This is a genomic window from Rhodococcus sp. O3 (genome assembly GCF_048897285.1).
In the GTDB taxonomy this organism is placed as follows: Bacteria; Actinomycetota; Actinomycetes; order Mycobacteriales; family Mycobacteriaceae; genus Rhodococcus.
The window spans coordinates 43,540-66,272 of sequence record NZ_JBMBTE010000011.1; the positions used below are offsets into that span (position 1 = coordinate 43,540).

Genomic DNA, 22,733 nt, shown 5'->3' on the forward strand with positions numbered 1-22,733 from the left:
CGCTCGCTCCCTGCGGCGGCAGCGACACGTCCGGTGAGGTGGTCTCGATTCGAGAGGAACCACCCATGACCCACGACGATCCTGTTCCGACCCGCGGTATCGGCGAGATGCTGATCAGTTCCCGATCGCTGCACGAGTACCGGGCGATGTTCGGCCTCACCGACGAGGACCTGTCCCGCCGAATCCTGGACTGCCCGGGAGGTGCGGCCGGGTTCACCGGCGAGGTGAACGACCGCGGCGGTGATGTAACTGCATGCGACCTGGCATATTTCGGGCACGAGGCGGAAGAGCTGGCCGCCATCACCGCCGCCGAGACCGACCGCGGCAACCGATACGTCCGCGCTCACGCCGACGAGTACGACTGGACGTTCTTCACCGACCCGGACGAGCACCGGCGCGTCCGGCGGCACGCGGTCCGGAAGTTCGCCGCCGACATACGCCGGCACCCACAGCGCTACGTCGCCGGGCGCTTGCCGTCCCTGCCGTTCGCGGACGGCAGCTTCGACCTGGTGCTCAGCTCGCACCTGCTGTTCAGCTATTCCGACCGCCTCGACCACACCTTCCACGTCGACGCCATAGCCGAACTCGTGCGGGTGGCCCGCGGCGAGGTGCGGATCTTTCCGCTCGTGACCTCGGGATCGTCGGTTCTCTATCCGCGCTTGGGCGAGCTGCTCACCGACCTTCGGGGAAGGGACATCGCCGGTGACGTCGCCGAGGTGGACTACCGCTTCCAGAAGGGCGCCCACCACATGCTGGTGTGCCGCCCCCTCGCTCCGCGCGGCCCGGAAGCGGCAGGCGCGGTCCCGTGAGAGGTTGTGGGCCGGCGGTCGTGGCAAGGTGTTCGACGACGAGGGGAGGTCGCTTCGTGGGGGAGCGGGCCGGATGCGCTGAACGGTGAGGGGATTCGATGCGTGAGCTGTTTCCGGGGTCTGGGTCGGGAAGCCGCACCGGTGTGGTCCTGGCGGTGCTGTGGTTCGGATTGGCCGTGTGGTCCATCCTGACCGGAGATCCATGGCCTGCAGTGGGCTACGGCGTTGTGGGGGCGCTCTGGCTCGTTGCGTGGAGGTATCGCGAGACTCGGTCGAAGCGCCGTTCGGACGGTGTTGTGCGGGACCAACGTCCCCGTTTTCTTGACTAATTCCAGAAAAAGGGCATACTCGTAGTCATGGAACGAACGGACGAGAACTTCGACCCCAGGGAGCAATTGCGCTCCGTGGGGCTCCGGGTGACCGCTCCGCGCGTGGCGGTACTCGGAATGGTTGCCGCACATCCACATTCCGATGCCGACGAGGTGGCCGCGGCCGTGCGCGGCGAACTCGGTTCCGTGTCCACCCAGGCGATCTACGATGTGCTGAAGGCCTGTGTGAGTGCGGGATTGCTCCGCCGGATCGAGCCGGCCGGGTCCCCTGCACGGTTCGAGGCCCGAACCGGCGACAACCATCACCACCTCGTGTGCCGCAACTGCGGCACGGTCGTCGACGTCGACTGCGTGGTCGGCGCGGCACCCTGTCTGACGCCTTCGGACGCCCGCGGATTCGTCGTCGACGAGGCCGAGGTCACGTTCTGGGGACTGTGCCCCGACTGCCGCTAGGCCCATCCGTCGACCGAGGCGGAATCCCGCCCCCTGGACCGAAGATCCCCGCGCACAACGCATCAGGAGGTCAAGATGACGAACACACCCTTCACCACCAACAACGTGGGAAACCCGATCGGCAGCGACGACGAATCGCTGACCGCCGGCACCCAGGGCCCTATTCTCCTGCACGACCACTACCTCATCGAGAAGCTCGCGCACTTCAACCGGGAGCGGGTGCCCGAGCGGGTCGTCCACGCCAAGGGTGGCGGTGCGTTCGGTGAACTCGTCGTCACCGGCGATGTCAGCACCTACACCAAGGCCAAGCTGTTCCAACCGGGCGCGAAAACGGAATCACTCGTGCGCTTTTCGACCGTCGCCGGCGAGCAGGGCAGCCCTGACACGTGGCGCGACCCGCGCGGCTTCGCGGTCAAGTTCTACACCGAGGACGGCAACTACGACCTGGTCGGGAACAACACGCCGGTCTTCTTCATCAAGGATCCGATCAAGTTCCCCGACTTCATCCACTCGCAGAAGCGCCTGCCCGGCTCGGGTCTGCGCGACCACACGATGCAGTGGGACTTCTGGACACTGCGGCCGGAAACCGCACACCAGGTGACGTGGCTGATGGGCGACCGCGGTATTCCGAAGACCTGGCGGCACATGGACGGGTTCGGTTCGCACACCTACCAGTGGATCAACGCCGCCGGTGAGCGCTTCTGGGTCAAGTACCACTTCAAGACCGACCAGGGGATCGAATTCCTCACCCAGGCCGAGGCGGACACCCTCGCCGGAACCGATCCGGACTACCACCGGGCCGATCTCTACAACGCGATCGAGCGCGGCGAGTACCCGAGCTGGACGCTGAAGGTGCAGGTCATGCCGGTCGCCGAGGCCGAGGGGTACCGCTTCAACCCGTTCGATCTGACGAAGGTGTGGTCGCAGAAGGACTACCCGCTGATCGAGGTCGGCAAGTGGACGCTGAACCGCAACCCGCGCAACTTCTTCGCAGAGATCGAGCAGGCCGCGTTCGCACCGTCGAACATCGTGCCGGGTATCGGCTTCTCGCCCGACAAGATGCTGCTCGGCCGCGTGTTCTCCTACGCGGATGCGCACCGCTACCGCATCGGCGCCAACCACGCACAGCTGCCGGTGAATGCGGCTCGCAACGAGGTGCGCTCGTACTCGCAGGACGGGAACATGGCGTACTCGTTCAACGACCCGGCGACGCCGGTGTACGCACCGAACAGCTTCGGTGGACCGCACGCCGACCCGCAGCAGGCCGGTGACGACGGCCTGTGGGAGTTCGGCACCGAGGCGGTCCGCGCCGGATACGTCAGGCACGCCGAGGACGACGACTTCGCGCAGGCGGGGACGCTCGTACGCGAGGTTCTCGACGACGCCGCGCGGGAGCGCCTGGTCGACAACATCGTCGGCCACATCCTCGGCGGAACCTCGGAGTCCTTGTACGAGCGGATCTTCGACTACTGGCGGAGTGTCGACACCGACCTCGGCAAGAAGGTCGAGGAGGGTGTCCGCGCCGGCCGCGGCTGACCGGGCGCAGCGTCAGAGCAGACCCCACCAGTAGACGAGAACGGCGAGAGCGAAGACGATCAAGGATTCCATCGTCGGCCTCCTTCGCGGTGCGGGCGTTGCCTCCATCATCCGCCCCGCCGGCACCGATATCCACTTCCACCACGTACGTGCTCACCGCTTCGGGCGATCCCCGAAGCCCTCGAAAGGAGCGGCAGAATGAACAGCCCCATCACCAGCACACTCGATCCGGCCCGCCGCGACGTCGCCGCGGCCGCCCTGCAGGCCGCCCTGGTCGACCTCGTCGACCTGAGCCTGATCGGCAAGCAGGCGCACTGGACGGTCGTCGGACCCCAGTTCCGCAGCATCCACCTCGCACTCGACGAGTTGGTAGCAGTCGCACGTGATTTCGCGGATCAGGCGGCCGAGCGACTCACCGCAATCGGTGTCGCCCCGGACGGCCGCGCCGCCACGGTCGCGCGCGAATCGGGCACGAAGGGATTCGGCAACGACTGGACCAAGGGCGAGGAGGTCGTCGCGGCGATCGTCGACAACATCGCCGCCGTCGTCTCGCGGCTGCGTCACCGGATCGACGCCACCGCGGACGCCGATCCGGTGACGCAGGACCTGCTGATCGGGCAGACCGCTCGGCTCGAGCAGCTGCACTGGATGTGGCAGGCGCAGCTCGCCTGATCCACCGCCCGTCCGTTCGAACAACTGTGTGACGGATGTGTCGGGAGTCATTGCTAGGTTGGAACCCGGACCGATGCTTCGGCGTCGGTCCGGGTTCTTCTGCCTGCGCTCTCGAAAGGTGTTCTCTGTCATGGTGATGGGTCCCACCCACGCGGTTTCCGGCGCGCTCGTCGGGTTGCTCGTCGCCGACGTGCTGCCGCAGGAATGGGGTGGGCCGACGTCCACCGCCGAGACGTTCGCGTTCGCGGGGGTGTGTGCCGGTGCGGCGCTGCTGCCCGATCTCGACACCGCGCAGTCGACGGTCGCCCGGTCGTTCGGTCCGGTGAGCCAAGCCGTCGCGGGCGGCATCGACCGGGTCTCGGTCGGCTACTACAACCTCACCAAGGGGCGCCGGGACCGCAAGCGCCGCGGCGGGCACCGCACCCTGACCCACACCGCGCTGTTCGCCGGACTGCTCGGGGTCGGGGTGTCCGCACTCGTCGCGCGGTTCGGGCGCGAGGCGATCGTCGCGGTCCTGTTCGTCACCCTCGGGCTGGCGCTGCGGGGACTGTTCGGGGGGTGGGCGAAGCGGAACGGCTGGCTCGCGGTCACCGCGACCGCTGCCATCTTGTCGGTGCTGACGTGGACGTGGTTTCCCGGGGAGGTCGGTTCCGTCGGCCTCGGGGTCGCGGTGACGCTGGGCTGTGCGACGCACTGCCTCGGTGACGCCATCACGAAGGAGGGCATCCCGTTCCTTGCGCCGTTCCTGCCGTGGCGCGGTGAGCGCTGGTGGGAGTTCAAGATGCCGAAGGCCGTCGCGATCCGCGCCGGTGGTCCGTTCGAGGTGGGGATTCTCGGGCCCGGCCTGACGATGGCGGCGGTGGGATTCGCGATCTGGTCGATCGACGGTGCGCCCGAATACATCCAGGGGGCGCTGGAAGCTTCCGGGCTCGCGTTCTGAGGGATATTTTCGGGGCCGCTGGTATCGGAACTGAACTTGTTCTATTTTGGCTCTGATCTTCTACCCCACCTCAGATCGGAGCTCGACGACGTGAGCGACAGCGCACCGGCCATCAGCCTCAGCCGACGTGGATTCCTCGGCGCCGCCGCGGGAGCAGCCGCGCTGACCGGGCTCGGCTGGAGCCCCGCCGGTGCCGTGCCCCTCGGCGACCCGCGGGCGACCATCCCGGCACCGCCCGACTTCCCGGCCGACATCCCGCTCGCCCAACAGCGCTTCGAGAACTGGGCCAAGACCATCCGGTTCGACGCCGTGTGGACCGCGACGGCCCGCGATCCCCAGGACGTCGCGCGCATCGCGAACTGGGCGCACGCCCACGGCTACCGCGTCCGTCCGCGGGGCACCATGCACAGCTGGAGCCCCCTGACGGTGGTACCCGGAGGCAGCGTGGAGAAGATCGTGCTCATCGACACGATGGCGCACCTGAACTCCGTGACCGTCGACCCCTCCGGCACTCCCGCGACCGTCACCGCCGGTGCCGGGGCGAGCATCGAGTCGATCCTGACCGCCCTCGAGCACGAGGGACTCGGCTGGGCGAATTCCCCTGCCATCGGCGACATCACCATCGCCGGCGCCCTGTCCATCGGTGCCCACGGCGCGACCTACCCGGCGGCGGGGGAGAAGGCGATCCCGGGACAGTCGTTCGGCTCCCTGTCGAACCTCGTGGTCGCGCTCGACGCCGTCGTGTGGAACTCCGCATCCGGTGCCTACGAAGTGCGCACCTTCCAGCGGTCCGACGCCGACATCACCGCGCTGCTCGCCCACGTCGGCCGTAGCTTCGTCACGTCGGTGACCCTGCAGGCCGGCGCGAACTACCGGTTGCGTTGTCAGAGCTTCACCGACGTGCCGTGGCAGGAACTGTTCGCTCCGGCCGGCTCGCCCGGCCGCACGTTCGAGCGGTTCGTCGAGGAGAGCGGGCGCGTCGAGGCGATCTGGTTCCCGTTCACCGAAACTCCGTGGCTGAAGATCTGGTCCGTCAGCCCGGAGAAGCCGGCCGGATCCCGTGAGGTGTCCGGTCCCTACAACTACTTCTTCTCCGACTCGATCCCGGAGGCTGTGACCACCCCGCTCGGTCAGGTCGCGAGCGGTCTCCAGTCCGCCACCCCGGCCTTCGGGGCGGGCCAGTTCGGGGCGGTCTCGGCGGGACTCGTCGCGACCGGAACCACCGATCTGTGGGGTTGGTCGAAGGACCTTTTGTTCTACCTGCGGCACACGACGCTGCGGGTCGTCGCCGGTGGTGGTGTCGTGGTGACCCGTCGCGAGAACATCGCGCGCGTCATCAACGAGTTCACCACGTGGCTGCACGAACGCATGACCCACTACGCCTCGCTCGGTCAGTACCCGGTCAACGGCCCGTTCGAGGTCCGGCTGTGCACCGTCGACGACCAGTCCGAGGTTCTCGTCGACTCGGCGGGCGCCCCGAACCTGTCGCCGGTGCGGCCGCGGCCCGACCGGCCGGACTGGGACACCGCGATCTGGCTGAACGTGGTCTCGCTTCCGGGCACAGCCGGGATGCCGGCCTTCTTCCGGGAGATGGAACAGTGGATGGCGGCCCACTACTCGGGTGACTACGCGACCTTCCGTTCCGAATGGTCCAAGGGCTGGGCGTTCGACGACGAGGGCGGCTACCGCAATGCGGAGTTCCTCGGCGAGACCATTCCGACCATGTACCGCACCGGACTGTCGTCGAAGGCCGGCTGGGACGGTGCTCTCGAGGTCTTCGACCGGCACGACCCGCACCGCGTCTTCGGCAACGAATTCCTCGACCGGCTGTTTCCCTGAGCCGAGTTCGTTCCCTGAGGCATGATCGGGCAATGACTCGTCCCGATTACCCGGCGTTGCTGCGCGCCGACACCGACCGGCTGCTCCACGTCGCCGACGGGCACTTCGATCGGCCGGTTCCGACCTGCCCCGGCTGGACCGTCGAACGGCTGGTGGGGCACGTCGGCCGGGTGCATCGACGCGCCGCGGCGTGGCTGACAACCGGGGGCGGCGCAGCCGAGATCGAGCGGCCGCCGGGCTCCGGGAGCCTCGTGGACTGGGTGCGCCGCGGCCTCGACGAGCTGCTCGCGGCGCAGGCCGCCGTCGACCCCGCGCAGACGGTCGAGACCTGGGACGGGCCACGGCATTCCGCGTTCTGGGTCCGGCGCATGGCTGTCGAAACCGCGCTGCACCGTGTCGACGGCGAGTTGGCGGCCGGTGCGCCCACGCCGATCGATACCGCCCTGGCCGTCGACGGTGTCGACGAGCTGTTCGAGGTGAGCATCCCGCACCGCGGCACCGGCAGACTGCATCGCGGTGGGGAGACGATCCACCTGCACGCGACCGACCCGGATCTCGGCGAGGGCGCCGGTGAGTGGTTGATCGTGCTGGGTGCCGACGCCGTGACCGTCGAACACGCGCACGCGAAAGGTGATGTCGCGGTGCGTGGTTCCGCGTCGGATCTGTTGCTTCTGTTGTGGAACCGGGTGGATTCCGCCGGGCTCGGGGTGTTCGGGGACCGTACGATCCTCGAGCGCTGGCGCAGCGCCGTGACCGTGTAGTGCGGCTTCGCCGCCGGTGTGCCTTTCCGGCGGCCCTGGCCGCCGGAAAGGCACACCACTCCGCTAGGAGTTTGCGAGCTCGTAGCGGCGGCGGTACTCGTGCTTGGAGGTCTCGCTGGTGTCGACGTCGGTCGCCTTGGCGCGCAGCGCGCCGACGGTGGCCTCTTCACGCGGGATGTGCTTGAACGGATCCCAGCCGAAGAAGCGGGCGACGTTCTCGTGCGTGATCTTGTTGATCTCCTCGTCGGTGCAGTTCGACGCCTTCAGCTCCTCCATCAGCATCTCGGGTGACCGCGGCCACGTCGAATCCGAGTGCGGGTAGTCGCATTCCCAGGCGATCGTGTCGATGCCGAGACGGTCGCGGTTGCTCAGCGCGCTCGGCTCGGTGATGTAGCAGGCCAGGAAGTTCTTGCGCCACGCGTCGGTCGGGGTCACGCCCTTGGGCAGGAAGGTCCGCCCGGTCCATTCCTGGTTGGTGACGTGCCGCTCGAGCCGGTCGAGCCACGGCGGAACCCAGCCCACACCACCCTCGCTCATCGCGAACTTCAGGTCGGGGAACTTCTTGAGCGCACCGCTGAGCATGACGTCGGTCGCGGCGATCGTCGAGATGAGCGGCGTCAGAATCATCATGTCGTCGAGGTCGAAGCCCTCGGCGCGCTTGACGAGGTTGATGCCGCCGCCGATGTGCAGGCTCAGGACGATGTTGCGGTCGGCGCACGCCTTGAAGATCGGATCCCAGTAGCCCGACTTGAACGGCGGATAACCCTCGCCGACGCCGTACGGGGTCTCGGGAATGCTGATCGAACGGACACCCATCGCGTCGAGCCGCTCGATCTCCTTGACCGACTCGTCGACGTCGAAGAACGGGATGATTCCGAGCGGGATGAAGCGGCCGGGGTAGGTGCTCGGGACCTCGCCGACCACCCAGTCGTTGAACGCCCTGCACGCGGCGAGCGACAGCTTCTTGTCCGGCAGGCTCGCCAGGTGGGTGCCGGCGAATCCGGGGAACGTGGCGAACAGGGTCGCAGCGAGGGTGCCGTTGGCGTCCATGTCGCGCACGCGCAGGCTCATGTCGTAGATGCCGGGCCGCATCTCGGCGTAGCCGGTGGGGTCCATGCCCCACTCTTCCTTGGGCCACGACGCGACCGCGTTGAGACCCGAGCTCCCGACCACGACGCCCTGGAACATCCACGCCTGCACATCGGGATTTCGCGGGTTGGCGGTCAGCTTCGGTGCCTGGTCCTTGAGGCTCTTGGGGAAGTACTTCTCGAAGAGGTCAGGTGGTTCGACCACGTGGTCGTCGATGCTGATCATCACCATGTCGTCAATGTTCATCGGAATCCTCTCGTGCGGAACAGAGCTGTCCGGCGGCACTCGCTTTCCTGTGAGAATATTACTTTCAGAACTGAGAATCCAGATTTCGGGACGCAGCGAAGGGGCGGCAACACGGCAGGCAGAACCTCTGTCATGATGCCGATATGAAAGAGAACGCCATTTCCGTCGACTTCTCGGAGGACCTGTCCGAGCTCATCCTGTCGGGGGCGCGCACGTTCACCGGGGACTTCGGACTGAACACCCTCCTGCTCGACGAGCGCCGCTCGGTGATCCGCGCGAACCTCACCGACAAGGTGCGCTCCCCGGCCGGCGGGGCGGCTCTGGGATTCCTGGTCACCGCCGTCGACATCGTGACCTCCGACCCTGCGCTCGTCGCCGGGGCCGGCGACTGGACCGCGACGCAGGACCTGTCCCTGCACGCCGTGAGCACGCCGAAGGACGGCCCGCTGTTCGTCGACGCCAACCTCGTCCGCACCGGCAAGAAGACGGTCGTCGTCTCGGCGGACGTCTACGACGGTCACGGTCGCCAGGACATCGCCGGTTTCGCACGCGAGATCGACGCCGGCGCGGCAGACGAACCCGAAGGGCCGACCCTCGTGGCGCGCGGGCTCGTCACCTTCGCGCGGCTGCCACGGCACGCGGCGGCCCACGCGGACCTCTACACACCCGAACAGTGGGTGGGCAAGGTACGCGGTCACCCGGAGCGCGAAATCGACGGCGACATCTACGAACGCCTCGATCTGCGCGTCGTCGACGCGGCGGTCGGCATCCTCGAACTCGACCGGAGCGTGTTCGTCATCAACCAGATCGGCACCATCCAGGGCGGCGCACAGGCCCTGCTCGCCGAGGCTGCCGCCCACGCGATGCGACCGGGACTCGTCGCCACCGACATGCTCGTCCGCTATCTGTCCCAGGTGCGGTCCGGTCCGGCGCGCTCGTACGGCACCGTGGTGCGCGACGCCCCCGACCACAGCGTCATCGACATCCGTCTCGTCGACGCCGGGGACGACGAGCGGGTACTCGCGCTGATCACGGTGACACTGCAGCGCCCGTAGGCGCGCGGTTCGAGTGTGCACAAATGGTCGCTTCACGCGGCGTATCGCAACCATTTGTGCACACTCGGCAGGGGCACACCGAATTTCACGCATCCAAGCGTTCGACCCGGTCCGGTCCAAGCGCGGGGGAGCAACGTCTGCGAGGTGACTTCAACCTCGACGAACCAAGGCGGGCCGATGATTCCCCCGGCCACCCCGAACCGCCCCGCGACCCGACGAGCCACCCTTGCGGTGGTGTGCGTGACGACCGCGATGCTCATGCTCGACATCGCGGTCGTCAACACGGCGCTGCCGTCCATCGCCGTCGACCTGGACAGCGGTGTGAGCGCGCTCCAATGGGTGATCGACGCGTACACGCTGGCATTGGCCACGGTGGTCCTGAGCGCGGGATCCTGGGCGGACCGCCGCGGCCGGCGTCACGTGTTCCTCATCGGCATCGTGTGGTTCACCACGGCATCGCTGCTGTGCGCGCTGGCTCCCGACATCTGGATCCTCGACATCGCCCGCGCCGCACAGGGTATCGGTGGCGCGATCCTGTTCGCGTGCTCGCTCGCGCTGCTGGCGGACGTGTTCGACGAGGGCCCACAGCGCGCGGCGGCGCTGGCCGCCTACGGTGCCACCATCGGCGGGGCGTTCGCGGTCGGCCCACTCGTCGGTGGCCTGCTGACCGAACTGCTGAACTGGCGGGCCATCTTCCTGGTCAACATTCCGATCGGCCTCGTCACGCTCGCGCTCACGGTCCGGTGGGTACCGGAGTCGCGCGACCCACATCCCCGCGGTGCCGACCTGCCCGGACAACTCCTCGTCTCCACGGGCCTGGCGGCCCTCGTCTTCGGGTTGCTGCACGGCAACGAACACGGCTGGCTCGACTCGATGACCGTCGCCGCCGGTGCGGTCGCCGCCGTCGCGCTGGTCTGGTTCGTGCTGCACGAACTCCGCACCCGCGAACCGATGCTGCCGCCGCACCTGCTCGCGAACCGGGCGTTCGCCGGCGCTCAGATCGCGGCGTTCGCGATCTCCGCGTCGCTGTTCGCGGTCTTCGTCTACACCACGATCTATCTGCAGAACGTGCTGCATCTGTCGCCGGTCGAGGCCGGGCTCGTCTACATTCCCGCGACCGTGGCGATGTTCGTGGTGGCCGGCGCCACCGCGAAACTGGACCGGCGGATCCCCGTGTACATCTCTCTGAGCGTCTCGCTGCTCCTCGTCGCCGTCGGGCTGGTCATGATGACCACCGTCGACGTCACCGGGTCCAGGTACTCGATGTTGCCCGGCCTGATCCTCGCCTGCGTCGGGGCCGGGGTGTTCAACCCCGTGATGAGTGGCCTGGTTCTCGGTGAGAGCACATCGGACCATTCCGGTTTGGCGGCGGGGATCAACGACGCGTTCCGTCAGACCGGTATCGCGGTCGGGGTCGCGGGTCTCGGCGCACTGCTGCCCGCGCAGTCGCTGCTGCCCGGTGGATCGCCGCACGAATTCGTCACCGGCCTGCACCACGCGTTGCTGGTCGCCGGCGTGATCGCCGCAGTCGGCGCGCTGGTGTGCGTGGTGATGCTGCGTCCGACCCGTACACCGGCCGAGGACCCCCGCGAGACCGCGAGCGTCAACGCCTGACCGTCCCCGCGCGTCGGCCGGATCAGGTCCCTACACTTCTACCGTTCCACACCTGCCGGTACGAGGAGCCCGCATGATCTATCGACTGCTCGGACCACTCGAGGTCGCGCGGAAGCCGGGCAGTCCACACGACCCGGGATCCGGGACGGATCTCGTCGATCTCGGCCCGCGCAAGCAACGAGCGGTGCTCGCGGTCCTGCTCCTGAGCCACGGAAAGGTCGTCTCCACCGATCGGCTCATCGACGCGCTGTGGTCCGGTGACGCGCCCGCGAGCGCCGTCTCGAGCCTCCAGGCGTACATCTCCAACCTGCGCCGGGCGCTGCGCACCGAATCGGGTGCCGCATCGCCGATCGTGCGCCAGCCACCCGGATACGTCCTCGACATCCCCCGCGACGACGTGGACCTGTCCGTGTTCCTCGACGACGCGGAGGCGGCGCGCCGGCACGCCGAGAACGGCGAATGGGAATCCGCGCTGGACACGGCCGCTCGTGCTCTCGCGTCCGTCCGGGGGTCGCTCCTCGAGGACCTGCGCGACGAAGAGTGGGTGGAGGTGGCCGCCGCCGGCTTCGATGAGGTCCGCACCGAGTGTCGGGAGACCCTGGTCACGGCACTGCTCGCGATGGGACGGCTGGCCCCGGCCCTCGCCGAGGCGACCCGGTTGTACGACGAGTTCCCGTTCCGGGACCGGACGTGCTGGCTGCGGATGCTGGCTCTGCACCGGGCTGGCCGCTCGCCGGAAGCGTTGGAGCAGTTCGGTATTCATGTCACTCGCCTGGATGCCGAGCTGGGCTTGCGGCCGGGCGCCGAACTGACCGCACTGCAGGGCGCGATCCTGAGACACGAACCCGAACTCGCGGCCTGGCCGAGGACTCCGGAATGGACGGGCGCCGAATCGGTTCCGGCGCCGGCCCCGCCGTCCGTCACGATCCCGGTCGCAGAGGCCGAATCCGGACGTGTGTTCGTCGGACGCGAGACGGAGACCGACGTGATCGACGGGATGTTCGACGAGGTCCTGGCCGGTGCACCTCGTTGGGTGGTGCTGACCGGACCGGCAGGTATCGGAAAGACCCGGCTGGCCGAGGAATGCGACGCCCGCACGGTCGCGGCGGGCGGCACCGCGGTGTGGGCGCGGTGCCTCGAGGACGAAGGTGCGCCCGCGTGGTGGCCGATCCGGCGGATGCTGAGGGAACTCGGTGTCGACGCCGACGCCGCACTCATCCCGCCGACCGGGGTGGAACCGGACGAAGCGCGTTTCGCCGTCTACGAACGGGTATCGAACGCGATCGAGACGGTGGCCGCGGAGAAGGCCGCGCTGACCGTCGTCGTCGACGACATCCAGTGGGCCGACCCGACGTCCCTCCGCTGCCTGCGATACCTGGTCGGGGCGCTGCACCGGCATCGGGTCTGGTTCGTCCTCACGCTGCGTGATTCGGAGATGCGTTCCGGTGTACGCGAATTCGTCGACGCCGTCCTGCGCCGCGACGGCAACCGGCACATCGTGGTACCGGCACTTGCCGAGTCGGAAGTGGCGGCGCTGGCCCGTCACGTGACCGGCGAGGAACTCGGTGCGACCGAGGCGCGGATGCTCGCCGAACGCACCGGTGGCAATCCGCTGTTCGTCTCCGAGTACGCGCGACTTCCGCGGGACGAGCGACTCGGCGGGGAGATCCCGCTGGCCGTCCGGTCGGTCCTCGGCCGCCGCTTGACGGCCGTGGAACCAGCTGTGCTGCAGGTGCTTCGGGTCGCCGCAGTGATCGGTGACAACATCGAGACCGACATCCTGGCCGCCGCGACCCGGCTGGATCTCGACACCCTCGCCGACTATCTCGACGAGGCAGCCGACGAGCGGATCATCGTCGCCGACCCCGGAGTTCGCGGATACGTGTTCGCTCACGGTCTGCTCCGTGACGAAGTGCTCGCAGAGATACCGGAACTGCGCCGCCAGCGCATCCACGCCCAGGTGGCCGAAGCGCTGGCGGACTCGTCCGACAGCGACCGCTCGAGCAGGCGAGCGCAGCATCTGATGGCCGCGTTGCCTGTGGCCGATCCACGTACCGTGCTCGATGCGTGCACGGAAGCGGCACGGGAAGCGACCGAGCGATGGAACTCGGAGACCGCGGCGCAGTGGTGGGAGGCGGCGGTGAAGGCATTCGACCTGCTGCCGGCGTCCGAACAATCGGCCGGTGCCCGTGACGATCTGCTCGTGGCCCGGGTCGAAGCACTCGCGCGGGCCGGCCGCGGCCAGACGGTGCTCGACGTCGTCGACGCCGGTCTGCTCGCGGCGGTCCGCGAGGGCCGAACCTCGGCCGCAGGCCGACTGGCCGCGGCGCTGCTGCGCTCCGCAGGCGCGTGGCCGTGGGTGGCCTACGGCAAGGATCCGGGGCCCCTCCTCGAAAGACTTTCGGGCCTGGAACCTTTCGTCTCCGACGACCCGGCGGCCCACTCCCGGGTCCTCGCGGCACTGGCGGTCGGCAGCTGTTACCACCCGGATTCGTCGGTTCCGGACGAACTCAGCAGGAGGGCTCTCACGATCGCCCGCGAGACAGGCGATCCCGATGTCGTCGCCGACGCGCTGTTGGGGCGGATCCTGCTCTACTCCGGCGTGGCGACGCACAGCGACGAATCCGTACGGCTGATCGAAGAACTGTTCGCCCTGCGGCACCGGCAATCCCGATTCGACGCGGTCATCGCTCATGCCGCAGCCAGCATGGCCCGCATGAACCTGGGGGATGTCGATGCCGCCGCCGCGCATGTACGCCAGGGGATCGTCGGGTGCGATCTGTTGCGGCTTCCGGTCGTCCGAGTCCAGCTGCGTTGGATGGAAGCGACATTGGCGTCGTGGCGCGGGGACTTCGACGAGACCCGGCGGCAGTACGAGGCCGCCAGGCAGTTCCACCTGCAGACCGAGCTGTACGTCGCCGGCAGCCCCGACCTCGCCGCGAACACCCTCGAATGGGAACGCGGAATGCTCGCAGACTCGGATCCCGGTTTCGTGGAACCGGATTCGTGGCGGATCGCCATCGCCGCGGCACGGGGAGACCGACAGACCGTGACGACCGAGATCGCCCGGTGGTCCGCCGGGCAAGGGCCGTTCACGTGGACCACGCTCGGGCACCGCACGTTGCTCGCGCGGGTGATCGCCGATCTCGAACTCGTCGAGCACGCGGAGACCTTCATCGAACTGCTCGCGCCGTTCCACGACTGCATCGCCACGGTGGGCCAGGTCGGCGTGATCGGTTCCGTGGCGGAAGCGTCCGCGCGCCTGCACGCGCTGCTCGGACGTGTCGAAACCGCCCACGCGCTGCTCGACCGGGCGGAGGAGCTCGCGACCCGGACATCGAGCCCCCCGACGTTGCTACGCTGCCGGTTGCTGCGCACCCAACTGCAGGCGGCCTCGCCGGAACGGGATCGGGCGATCGAGCAGATCGCCGACGAGGCCTCCCGTCTCGGGATGTTCGGACTGGCCGACTACGCGCGCTCGATTCTGGACTGACGCGGGCCCTTGGCCGTTGCTTGGACGGACCGGGCCGTTCGAGCCAAGAACCGGCCAAGGCACCTCTTCCATCCTTCCTTCACACCCGCAACACGGATGGAAGGAAGACCCGATGACCGACACGACACCTGCGGTGGCCGCATCGATCGAATCGCTCCGGGCGGCGGTGTCCGGCACGGTGGCGTTGCCCGGTGAGCCCCGCTACGAGCTGGCGACACCGTGGAACGTCGCGGTGCCGGTCCGGCCGCACGCGGTGGTCGAGGTGGACAGCGCTGACGATGTCGCGGCGACCGTGCGATACGCGGCGGACCACGGATTGAAGGTCGCCGTCCAGCGCACCGGCCACGGCGCGGTCCCGCTGGGCGACGACGTCCTGCTGGTTCACACCGGCCGGCTGACCGAATGCGCGATCGATCCGGATGCCCGCATCGCACGGCTCGGGGCCGGGCTCGTGTGGCAGGACGTCATCGACGCCGCGACACCGCACGGCCTCGCGCCGCTGGCAGGATCCTCCACGACCGTCGGAGTCGTCGGCTTCCTCACCGGAGGCGGCATCGGGCCGCTGGTGCGCACCTACGGATTGTCGTCCGACTACGTGCGCGCCTTCGACATCGTCACCGGTAACGGCGAGGCGCTGCACGTGACCCCCGACGACCACGCGGAACTGTTCTGGGGGCTCCGCGGCGGCAAGGCGACCCTCGGGATCGTCACCGCCGTCGAGATCGAACTCCTGCCGGTCACCCACTTCTACGGTGGCGCACTCTATTTCGACGGATCCGAGGCGGCCGCGGTCGCCCACGCGTGGCTGGACTGGTGCGCCGAGCTGCCCGAGCACAGCACGACGTCGATCGCGTTCCTGCAGCTGCCCCCGCTACCGCAGGTGCCCGCGCCGCTCGCGGGCCGCCCGACCTTCGCGGTCCGCTTCGCCAGCCTCGCGGACCCGGCGGAAGCCGAAGCACTCCTCGGCCGCCTGCGCACGGTCGCGACCCCGATCCTCGACGGCATCGGAACCTTGCCGTTCGCCGCGATCGCCGCGGTGCACGCCGATCCCGTCGACCCGATGCCGACCCACGAATACAGCGCGCTGACAAACGAACTCACGCACGAGGCGATCGACGCCCTGCTGTCGGTCGCGGGACCGGGATCGCACTCGCCGCAGACCGTCTTCGAAGTCCGGCAGCTCGGCGGCGCGCTGGCCCGGGAACCGCGGCACCGCAGTGCCTTCAGCCACCGCGACGCGAAGTTCGCGGTGATGGTCGCGGGTGTGCTGGTGCCGGCGACCGCGGAGAACGTGGTCGGGCACGCCCGCACCATCGACCGGGCGCTGGCGCCGTGGACCACCGGCCGGCATCTTCCCAATTTCGCGGCCAGTGCCGACCCGGCCACCATCGCCCGCGCCTACGACGACGACACCGTTCACTGGCTCAGCGCGCTCGCCGACGAACACGACAGCAACGGTGTGCTGCGCGTCGGACAGGTCGTGCGCCGTGATCGGTGACCGCCGGTACCGACTCGACTCCACGAACACCATCACCTCGAAAGGCACACCCATGCACACGGTTCGGACCGCCACCGGACTCGGACTCACCGCTCTCGCCGTACTCGCGGTCGCGGGTTGCGGTGACTCGTCCACCCCGGTCGCGCAGGGCGCGCGGGCGCACAGTCACGAAGCCACCCTCTACGGGGCGGAACAATCCCTCGGGGAGGGCAAGTCCAGGACGTACATCACGGTCGACGACGCGGGAACGCCTCAGGAGATCGGCATCCGGATCTCCGAGTCCGCTCTCACCGGGCTGCCGGAGGGACCGGACGCCGCGATGACGATGCTGATGCTGGACCTGCCGGCCGGTGCTCCCGAGACCGGTTTCGACCACGTCATGCTCGACTGGAACCCGAACGGCCACGAGCCCGAGGTCCTCTTCGGTAAGCCACATTTCGACATGCACTTCTACATGACGGACACCGAGAGCGACGTCGACCCTGCCGCCCCCGACTTCGCGACCCGGGCCGCCACTCTCCCCGAACCGCAGTATGTTCCGGCCGGGTACGGTCCGCCTCCGGGGCCCGCGGCGGAGAACACCGTGCCGTTCATGGGCATGCACTGGACGAACGCCGCCGACGGAGCGATACCCGGATCCTTCGACTTCACCGAGGTGCTGCTCTTCGGCACGTGGGATGGCGAGTTCACGTTCATCGAACCGATGATGACCCGCGACTGGCTCGCCACCAAACCGCAGATTCGCGAAGAGGTGAGTCAGCCCGCCGCCTACCAGAGGACCGGGTACTTCCCGACCGTCTACACCGTCGACTTCGACGAGGAGGCAGGGGAGTACGTCATCGCACTGTCGGGCCTGACGCTGCGCGACGCGTCGTAGCCCTGACCGGCGCTACCCGGGCGAGGAGGGGTCGCCCGGGCGGCGCCGTGTCGCGTCAGCCTTCCGACACCGCGGCGTCCTGACGCGACCGGACACCCGGGATACGGGTCCACAGTGCCGCCGCGACCAGCGCAGCGGTGCCGAGAGCGATCAACGCGTACGGCCACCACTGCCGACCTGTCGTCGTGGTGGTCGCCGCCGTCGGCTCCACCTGGGCACCGGTGACACGCGGCAGCGCGTCCGTCGCCGATTTGACGTTGTCCGCGATCCCCGCGACCACACCGGCCACCGGTTCCACACCGTCGACGAGTTGTCCCGTGCCGTCCGACAGCGCCCGTCCGCCGTCGTCGAGCAGCACGAGGCCGTCGCGGAGCTGTGCGGCTCCGCCGGCGGCCTGCGACATCCCCGCCACGAACCGGGCGTCGGGATCGGTGAGTTCGTAGGCGAGTTGCCGGGCGCCGTCGCGGAGCAGGCCGAGCTGGTCGAGGGTGTCCTGGCCGAGGCCCTGGGTGTTCAGGGTGTCGACGAGGGTGCGCAACTGTCCGGCGGCGTTCTGAGACACCGGGTCGGGGGAGGATCCGAGGGTGTCGGCGACGGTGGTGAGTTGCTCGGTCACCGTTCCCTGCATCGCGCCGAACCCGGTGAGCCGGCCGACCACCTCGTCGACTCCGCCGCTGATCTGCGTCGCGCCGTCGCCGAGTTCGGCCACCCCACCGTCGAGCTGATCCAGCCCGGTCGCGAGCTGTTCCCCGCCCTCTCGCGCCTGCCGGAGACCGTCCGAGAGCTGACGCGCGCCGTCGTCGAGCTGACGGCTGCCGTCGGTGAGCTGCCCGACGCCGCCGTCGAGCATCGACAGGGGCAGTCCGGCACGCTGCAGACGGGAGCGGGCCGCGTCGACGCCGTCATCGGAGTCGGCCGCCGGCTGCGGGGACTCGGCCACGGTCACCGTCGTCGACGGTGCATCGAGATAGGCGAATGTGGAGCCTGTTGCGAGGAGGACCAAGCCGGCCGCGATGAGGATGGAGACAACACGTGAAAGCACGTTCGGCCACGGTACAGGCCGATTGTGAGAATTCCTTGGCAAGGTGATGTCGGGCTCCGCACACCGCATAGACACACGCGCGGTGCGGGCAGCGCGCGTGTGTCCGCCCGCTCGGCGGGTGTGGCCGGAGGACGAAACGCCGAAGGCCCTTCCGCGCTGCGGAAGGGCCTTCGATGGTGCTTCACGAGTCGGGGTGGCGGGATTCGAACCCACGACCTCTTCGTCCCGAACGAAGCGCGCTACCAAGCTGCGCCACACCCCGTGTTGAACCTCAGATAGATTACAGCACCATTCCTCGGAAGATTAAATCGCCTGGTCAACGGGGAGAAATCGCGCTTTCTGCGGCGCGGTCGGCGGCGGCGAGAGCCTCGTTGCGCGGGGCCGGGACGAGCGTCAGCAGCGTCGCCTCCGGTCGGCAGCAGAACCGGGCCGGAGCGAACGGCGACGTACCGATGCCGGCCGACACGTGCAGCCGCGTGTGGGCTCCCCAACGCGACGGTCCCTTCACCCGCGACCGATCGATCTGGCAGTTGGTCACGAGAGCGCCGAAGAACGGCAGGCACAGCTGCCCGCCGTGGGTGTGGCCCGCCAGCACGAGGTCGTAGCCGTCGTCGGCGAAACGATCGAGCACCCGCGGCTCGGGCGAATGCGTCAGGCCCAGCTTCAGGTCGGCGAGGGGATTGGGCTGACCGGCGATCGTGTCGTACCGGTCCCGCTCGAGGTGCGGATCGTCGACGCCGGCCGCGGCGATGCGCACGCCCGCGACCTCGAACTCACGCCGCACATGCGTCATGTCGTGCCAGCCGCGTTCGCTGAACGCCGCGCGCAGGTCGCCCCACGGCAGGGGCGCGCCGTACACGCGCTGGTGGTTCTTGTCGAAGTACTTCAACGGGTTCTTCAGCACGGGCGCGAAGTAGTCGTTGCTGCCGAACACGAACAGGCCGGGACGGGCGAGCAGACCGCCCATCGCCTGCACGACGGCCGGCACGGCCTTCGGATGCGACAGGTTGTCGCCGGTGTTGACCACGAGATCCGGTTCCAGCCGGTCGAGTTCGCGCAGCCAGTTCTGCTTGAGCCGCTGGTTCGGCATCATGTGCAGATCGCTGAGGTGAAGCACGCGCAGCGTCGACGTGCCGGGCTCGAGGACCGGCATCGTCACCTCTCGCAACGCGAACGCGTTGCGTTCGATCAGGGTGGCGTAGCCGAGTCCGAGGGCGGCCGCGCCGGCGGCACCGGCGGCTGCGCGGAAGAGTGCGGAGTGGTCAGACACGCATCCAGCGTACCGCCGGGCCTCGACTGTGCACGGTCTTCATCCTCGCCGCGTAGCGTTCGGAGCATGTCCGAGACCTCACAGTCCCTCAAGTCCACTATCCGATCCGACCTCACCGCGGCGATGAAGGACAAGGATCCGCTCCGCACGGCGACCCTGCGGATGCTGCTCGCCGCCATCCAGACGGAGGAGGTCGCCGGGAAGGAAGCGCGCGAGCTCACCGACGAGGAGGTCGTGAAGGTTCTCGCTCGCGAATCCAAGAAGCGCGGCGAGGCGGCCGAGGTCTACACCGAGAACGGTCGAGGTGAACTCGCGGCGAAGGAGCACGCGGAGGCTCGGATCATCGACGAGTACCTGCCGACCCCGCTCACCGACGCCGAACTCGTCGACGTCGTCGACACTGCGATCGGCCGCGTCGCCGACGAACTCGGCGAGCGGCCGGGTCCGAAGAACATGGGGCAGGTCATGAAGGTCGCGACCGCGATCGCCGCCGGGAAAGCCGACGGCAAGCGGCTTTCCGCGGCGGTCCGATCGCGGCTCTAGACGATCAGTTGTCGCCGGCCTCGTTGTCGCCCGAGGTCGGCGACTCCGACTCGGACTCCGGAGGCTCGGGCGAGCGGCCCGGAATCGGTGCGGGCGAGCTCGGCGCGGTCGTGTCCGGAACCTGGCTTCCGCTCGGCCGGGCCGGCGTGGCCGTGGTGGTCGGCGCGGCCCGGACGGTCCCGTCGCTGATGTAGAGCGTGATCGTGGAGCCGGGCACGGCGGACCCGGAGGGCGCGCTGTTGACGACGGTGCCGGCGCGTTGCTCGCCCTTGACGTTCAGTTCGGTGACCGTGAATCCGGCGTCCTGCAGTCGCGAGACGGCCTGCTGGCGGCTCAGGCCCGTCACGTCGGGGACCTGGGCGTTGCCCGCGCCGCGCACGTACTTCTGGTCGACCGGGGGCAGTTCGATCGGCCCGAACTTCCCGGCGACGGGCAGCATCGCGGTGAACCAGGTCCGTGCCGGTTCGGTACCGCCGTACAGGTTGCCGTTGTAGCACGGCCGCACCGGGCCGGAGCAGATTTCACCGGGGGTGGGGGAGTCACCGTAGGTGTACACGGCGCCCGCGAAGTGGTTGGTGAATCCGAGGAACGCCGACGACATGTGCGACTCGGTGGTTCCGGTCTTCGCGGACATCGGCAGGGTCCAGCCGACCGAACCGGCCGCGCCGGACGCGGTGCCGCCGCCTGCGATGTCCTTGCTCAGGGCGTTGGCCAGGGTGTCGGCGAGTCCCGGTTCGACGACCTGCTCGCAGGCCTGCTGAGTGATCGGCACCGGCTTGCCCTCGCGGTCGAACACGCTGTCGATCGGCGATGGCGGGCACCACTTGCCGTGCGAGGCCAGCGTCGCGGCCACGTTCGACAGCTCGAGCGGGTTGATCCAGGTCGGGCCGAGCGTGTACGAGCCGAGGTGCTGGTCCTTCTGCATGTCGGCCATGCTCTGCTCGCCGAAGCCGGAGGTGTTCGGCTGTGCGTACGAGCGCAGCCCCAGCCGGACCGACATGTCGACGACCGGGTCGACACCCGTCGCCTCGATCAGCTTGACGAAGGCGGTGTTCGGGGATTGCGCGAGCGCGTCGGTCACCGACAGCCGCGGCGCGTAGGGGCCGGCGTTCTCGACGCAGTACGTCAAGGGGGGACAACCCCGGGCGCCGCCGTCACCGAGACCGCGCGCGTTGTACCGGGCGGGTACGTCGAGGACTGCGCTGGTGCCGAGGCCTTTCTCCATCGCGGCGGCGACCGTGAAGATCTTGAAGATCGATCCGGCGCCGTGACCGGCGAGGGAGTAGGGCTGCGGCTGCACGGTCTCGTTCGCCTCTCCGTTGAGGCCGTAGACGCGGCTCGACCCCATCGCGAGGACGCGATGCGAATCCTGCCCGGGCTGGACGACGTTCATCACCGTGGCGATGTCGTCGACCGTGGGGCTGGTGAACCTGTCGAGCGACGACTTGACCGACGCCTGCACCTCGGGGTCGAGGGTCGTGCGGATCAGGTAACCACCCTTGTCGATCTGCTCGCGGGAGAGCCCGGAGTTCTCGAGATAGCGCAGCGCGTAGTCACAGAAGAATCCGCGGTCGCCGGCGGCGATGCAGCCGCGCGGCAGGGTGTTCGGCTCGGGCAGGACGCCGAGCGGCTCGTTCTTCGCGGCGCGGATCTCGTCGGCCCGTTCCGGGATGTTCTGGATCATCGTGTCGAGCACGACGTTGCGGCGTTCGAGCACGCCGTCCGCGTTCGTGTACGGGTTCAGTGCGGAGCTGGACTGCACCATGCCCGCGAGCATCGCGGACTGGGGGATGTTCAGGTCCTTCGCGTCGATCCCGAAGTAGGTCTGGGCCGCGTCCTGGATGCCGAACGATCCGTTGCCGAACGGCACCAGGTTCAGGTACCGGGTGAGGATCTCGTCCTTCGTCAGTTCCTCGTCGAGGGTGAGCGCCATCCGGATCTCGCGGATCTTGCGGGCCGGGGTCGTCTCGATGGCCGCGCGCCGCTCGGCGTCGGTCTTGGCGACGACGTGCAGCAGGTAGTTCTTCACATACTGCTGGTCGATGGTGGACGCACCCTGCTCGACCTGGCCGCTGGTGGTGTTCGTGAGGAACGCGCGGATCGTGCCCTGCCAGTCCACACCCTGGTGTTCGGGGAAGCGCTTGTCCTCGATCGAGACGATCGCGAGCTTCATCTCGTTGGAGATGCGGTCGCTCGGCACTTCGAAGCGACGCTGGTCGTACAGCCAGGCGATGGGGTTACCGGCGGCGTCGACCATGGTCGTCACCGCAGGTACGACACCTTCGACGAGTTCGGCGGAGCTGTTGTCCACGGTGTCCGCGGCCCGGTTCGAGACGTAGCCGAAACCACCTGCGGCCGGGAACAGCATTCCCGCGAGAAGGACGCCGCCGAGGGCCGTGCAACCGGCGAGCTTCGCCACCGTATTTCGGATCGACACGGCTACACCCTACGTTGCGCCCCGCCGATTCGATGCTTCGGCAGCGGCGAAAAGCCTCCGACGTGCAGGTATGGACGGGCGTACCAGAAAAGTGTTTGTTCGCCTTGCGCGCTGGGGAGTCTTTACCTAGATTGAGACATCAGTGTGATGCAGGTAACACCTCAATAGGAATGTGGCGCTGCCTACTGATGCTACGCAGCTACTGAGCGTACTGAGCGGCACGGCGGGTT

General features: G+C 68.6%; 17 protein-coding genes and 1 tRNA gene. 13 read left to right on the forward strand and 5 right to left on the reverse strand.

Annotated features, from left to right (window positions below; all coding sequences use genetic code 11):
• Positions 1-65 precede the first annotated feature (65 nt).
• The 7 genes from ACN675_RS05835 to ACN675_RS05865 all read left to right on the forward strand — a co-directional run bounded on the left by ACN675_RS05835 (position 66) and on the right by ACN675_RS05865 (position 7,339).
• Entirely contained in the window at positions 66-809 is a 744-nt protein-coding gene (locus tag ACN675_RS05835) for a methyltransferase domain-containing protein (protein ID WP_420749961.1), read from the forward strand.
• Positions 810-1,165: 356 nt separating this feature from the next.
• Positions 1,166-1,591, forward strand: coding sequence for a Fur family transcriptional regulator (locus tag ACN675_RS05840; protein WP_420749962.1), 426 nt, complete (start codon positions 1,166-1,168; stop codon positions 1,589-1,591).
• Between the two features lie 75 nt (positions 1,592-1,666).
• Positions 1,667-3,127, forward strand: a complete 1,461-nt coding sequence (locus ACN675_RS05845) for a catalase (protein WP_420749963.1) — start codon at positions 1,667-1,669, stop codon at positions 3,125-3,127.
• Positions 3,128-3,325: 198 nt separating this feature from the next.
• The gene (locus tag ACN675_RS05850; RefSeq protein ID WP_420749964.1) at positions 3,326-3,799 is read left to right on the forward strand and encodes a Dps family protein; all 474 of its coding nucleotides are present in this window, start codon (positions 3,326-3,328) and stop codon (positions 3,797-3,799) included.
• A gap of 130 nt (positions 3,800-3,929) precedes the next feature.
• Positions 3,930-4,739, forward strand: a complete 810-nt coding sequence (locus ACN675_RS05855) for a metal-dependent hydrolase (RefSeq protein ID WP_420749965.1) — start codon at positions 3,930-3,932, stop codon at positions 4,737-4,739.
• Positions 4,740-4,829: 90 nt separating this feature from the next.
• Positions 4,830-6,578, forward strand: coding sequence for a cholesterol oxidase substrate-binding domain-containing protein (locus tag ACN675_RS05860; RefSeq protein WP_420749966.1), 1,749 nt, complete (start codon positions 4,830-4,832; stop codon positions 6,576-6,578).
• Positions 6,579-6,610: 32 nt separating this feature from the next.
• Positions 6,611-7,339 (forward strand): maleylpyruvate isomerase family mycothiol-dependent enzyme, encoded by a 729-nt coding sequence (locus ACN675_RS05865; protein WP_420749967.1) that lies wholly within the window; start codon positions 6,611-6,613, stop codon positions 7,337-7,339.
• 63 nt (positions 7,340-7,402) lie between these two features.
• Here the strand turns inward: ACN675_RS05865 and ACN675_RS05870 are convergent, their stop codons facing one another.
• On the reverse strand, positions 7,403-8,674 hold the full coding sequence (locus ACN675_RS05870) for an amidohydrolase family protein (RefSeq protein ID WP_420749968.1): 1,272 nt from the start codon (positions 8,672-8,674) through the stop codon (positions 7,403-7,405).
• A gap of 143 nt (positions 8,675-8,817) precedes the next feature.
• Here ACN675_RS05870 and ACN675_RS05875 point away from each other — a divergent pair, with 143 nt between their 5' ends.
• From ACN675_RS05875 to ACN675_RS05895, 5 genes are all read left to right on the forward strand, one after another.
• Positions 8,818-9,729, forward strand: coding sequence for a hypothetical protein (locus tag ACN675_RS05875; protein WP_420749969.1), 912 nt, complete (start codon positions 8,818-8,820; stop codon positions 9,727-9,729).
• Positions 9,730-9,906: 177 nt separating this feature from the next.
• The gene (locus ACN675_RS05880; protein ID WP_420749970.1) at positions 9,907-11,343 is read left to right on the forward strand and encodes an MFS transporter; all 1,437 of its coding nucleotides are present in this window, start codon (positions 9,907-9,909) and stop codon (positions 11,341-11,343) included.
• A gap of 73 nt (positions 11,344-11,416) precedes the next feature.
• Positions 11,417-14,836, forward strand: a complete 3,420-nt coding sequence (locus tag ACN675_RS05885; RefSeq protein ID WP_420749971.1) for a BTAD domain-containing putative transcriptional regulator — start codon at positions 11,417-11,419, stop codon at positions 14,834-14,836.
• A gap of 112 nt (positions 14,837-14,948) precedes the next feature.
• A complete protein-coding gene (locus ACN675_RS05890; RefSeq protein ID WP_420749972.1) occupies positions 14,949-16,334 on the forward strand; it encodes an FAD-binding oxidoreductase in 1,386 nt (461 codons plus the stop codon).
• Between the two features lie 52 nt (positions 16,335-16,386).
• The gene (locus ACN675_RS05895) at positions 16,387-17,211 is read left to right on the forward strand and encodes a DUF5602 domain-containing protein (RefSeq protein WP_420749973.1); all 825 of its coding nucleotides are present in this window, start codon (positions 16,387-16,389) and stop codon (positions 17,209-17,211) included.
• Positions 17,212-17,266: 55 nt separating this feature from the next.
• On the opposite strand, the gene ACN675_RS05900 is transcribed toward ACN675_RS05895, so the two are convergent.
• From ACN675_RS05900 to ACN675_RS05910, 3 genes are all read right to left on the reverse strand, one after another.
• The gene (locus ACN675_RS05900) at positions 17,267-18,253 is read right to left on the reverse strand and encodes a hypothetical protein (RefSeq protein ID WP_420749974.1); all 987 of its coding nucleotides are present in this window, start codon (positions 18,251-18,253) and stop codon (positions 17,267-17,269) included.
• 188 nt (positions 18,254-18,441) lie between these two features.
• Positions 18,442-18,515 (reverse strand) — tRNA-Pro (locus ACN675_RS05905).
• 54 nt (positions 18,516-18,569) lie between these two features.
• Positions 18,570-19,523, reverse strand: coding sequence for a metallophosphoesterase (locus ACN675_RS05910; protein ID WP_420749975.1), 954 nt, complete (start codon positions 19,521-19,523; stop codon positions 18,570-18,572).
• A 66-nt stretch (positions 19,524-19,589) separates the two neighbouring features.
• Here ACN675_RS05910 and ACN675_RS05915 point away from each other — a divergent pair, with 66 nt between their 5' ends.
• Positions 19,590-20,066, forward strand: coding sequence for a GatB/YqeY domain-containing protein (locus ACN675_RS05915; protein WP_420749976.1), 477 nt, complete (start codon positions 19,590-19,592; stop codon positions 20,064-20,066).
• Positions 20,067-20,070: 4 nt separating this feature from the next.
• On the opposite strand, the gene ACN675_RS05920 is transcribed toward ACN675_RS05915, so the two are convergent.
• Entirely contained in the window at positions 20,071-22,485 is a 2,415-nt protein-coding gene (locus tag ACN675_RS05920; protein ID WP_420749993.1) for a penicillin-binding protein, read from the reverse strand.
• Positions 22,486-22,733 lie beyond the last annotated feature (248 nt).

Coding starts and splice junctions, on each gene's coding strand:
- ACN675_RS05835 (WP_420749961.1), top strand. CDS start 66: ATGACCCACGACGATCCTGTTCCGACCCGCGGTATCGGCGAGATGCTG.
- ACN675_RS05840 (WP_420749962.1), top strand. CDS start 1,166: ATGGAACGAACGGACGAGAACTTCGACCCCAGGGAGCAATTGCGCTCC.
- ACN675_RS05845 (WP_420749963.1), top strand. CDS start 1,667: ATGACGAACACACCCTTCACCACCAACAACGTGGGAAACCCGATCGGC.
- ACN675_RS05850 (WP_420749964.1), top strand. CDS start 3,326: ATGAACAGCCCCATCACCAGCACACTCGATCCGGCCCGCCGCGACGTC.
- ACN675_RS05855 (WP_420749965.1), top strand. CDS start 3,930: ATGGTGATGGGTCCCACCCACGCGGTTTCCGGCGCGCTCGTCGGGTTG.
- ACN675_RS05865 (WP_420749967.1), top strand. CDS start 6,611: ATGACTCGTCCCGATTACCCGGCGTTGCTGCGCGCCGACACCGACCGG.
- ACN675_RS05870 (WP_420749968.1), bottom strand. CDS start 8,674: ATGAACATTGACGACATGGTGATGATCAGCATCGACGACCACGTGGTC.
- ACN675_RS05875 (WP_420749969.1), top strand. CDS start 8,818: ATGAAAGAGAACGCCATTTCCGTCGACTTCTCGGAGGACCTGTCCGAG.
- ACN675_RS05880 (WP_420749970.1), top strand. CDS start 9,907: ATGATTCCCCCGGCCACCCCGAACCGCCCCGCGACCCGACGAGCCACC.
- ACN675_RS05885 (WP_420749971.1), top strand. CDS start 11,417: ATGATCTATCGACTGCTCGGACCACTCGAGGTCGCGCGGAAGCCGGGC.
- ACN675_RS05890 (WP_420749972.1), top strand. CDS start 14,949: ATGACCGACACGACACCTGCGGTGGCCGCATCGATCGAATCGCTCCGG.
- ACN675_RS05895 (WP_420749973.1), top strand. CDS start 16,387: ATGCACACGGTTCGGACCGCCACCGGACTCGGACTCACCGCTCTCGCC.
- ACN675_RS05915 (WP_420749976.1), top strand. CDS start 19,590: ATGTCCGAGACCTCACAGTCCCTCAAGTCCACTATCCGATCCGACCTC.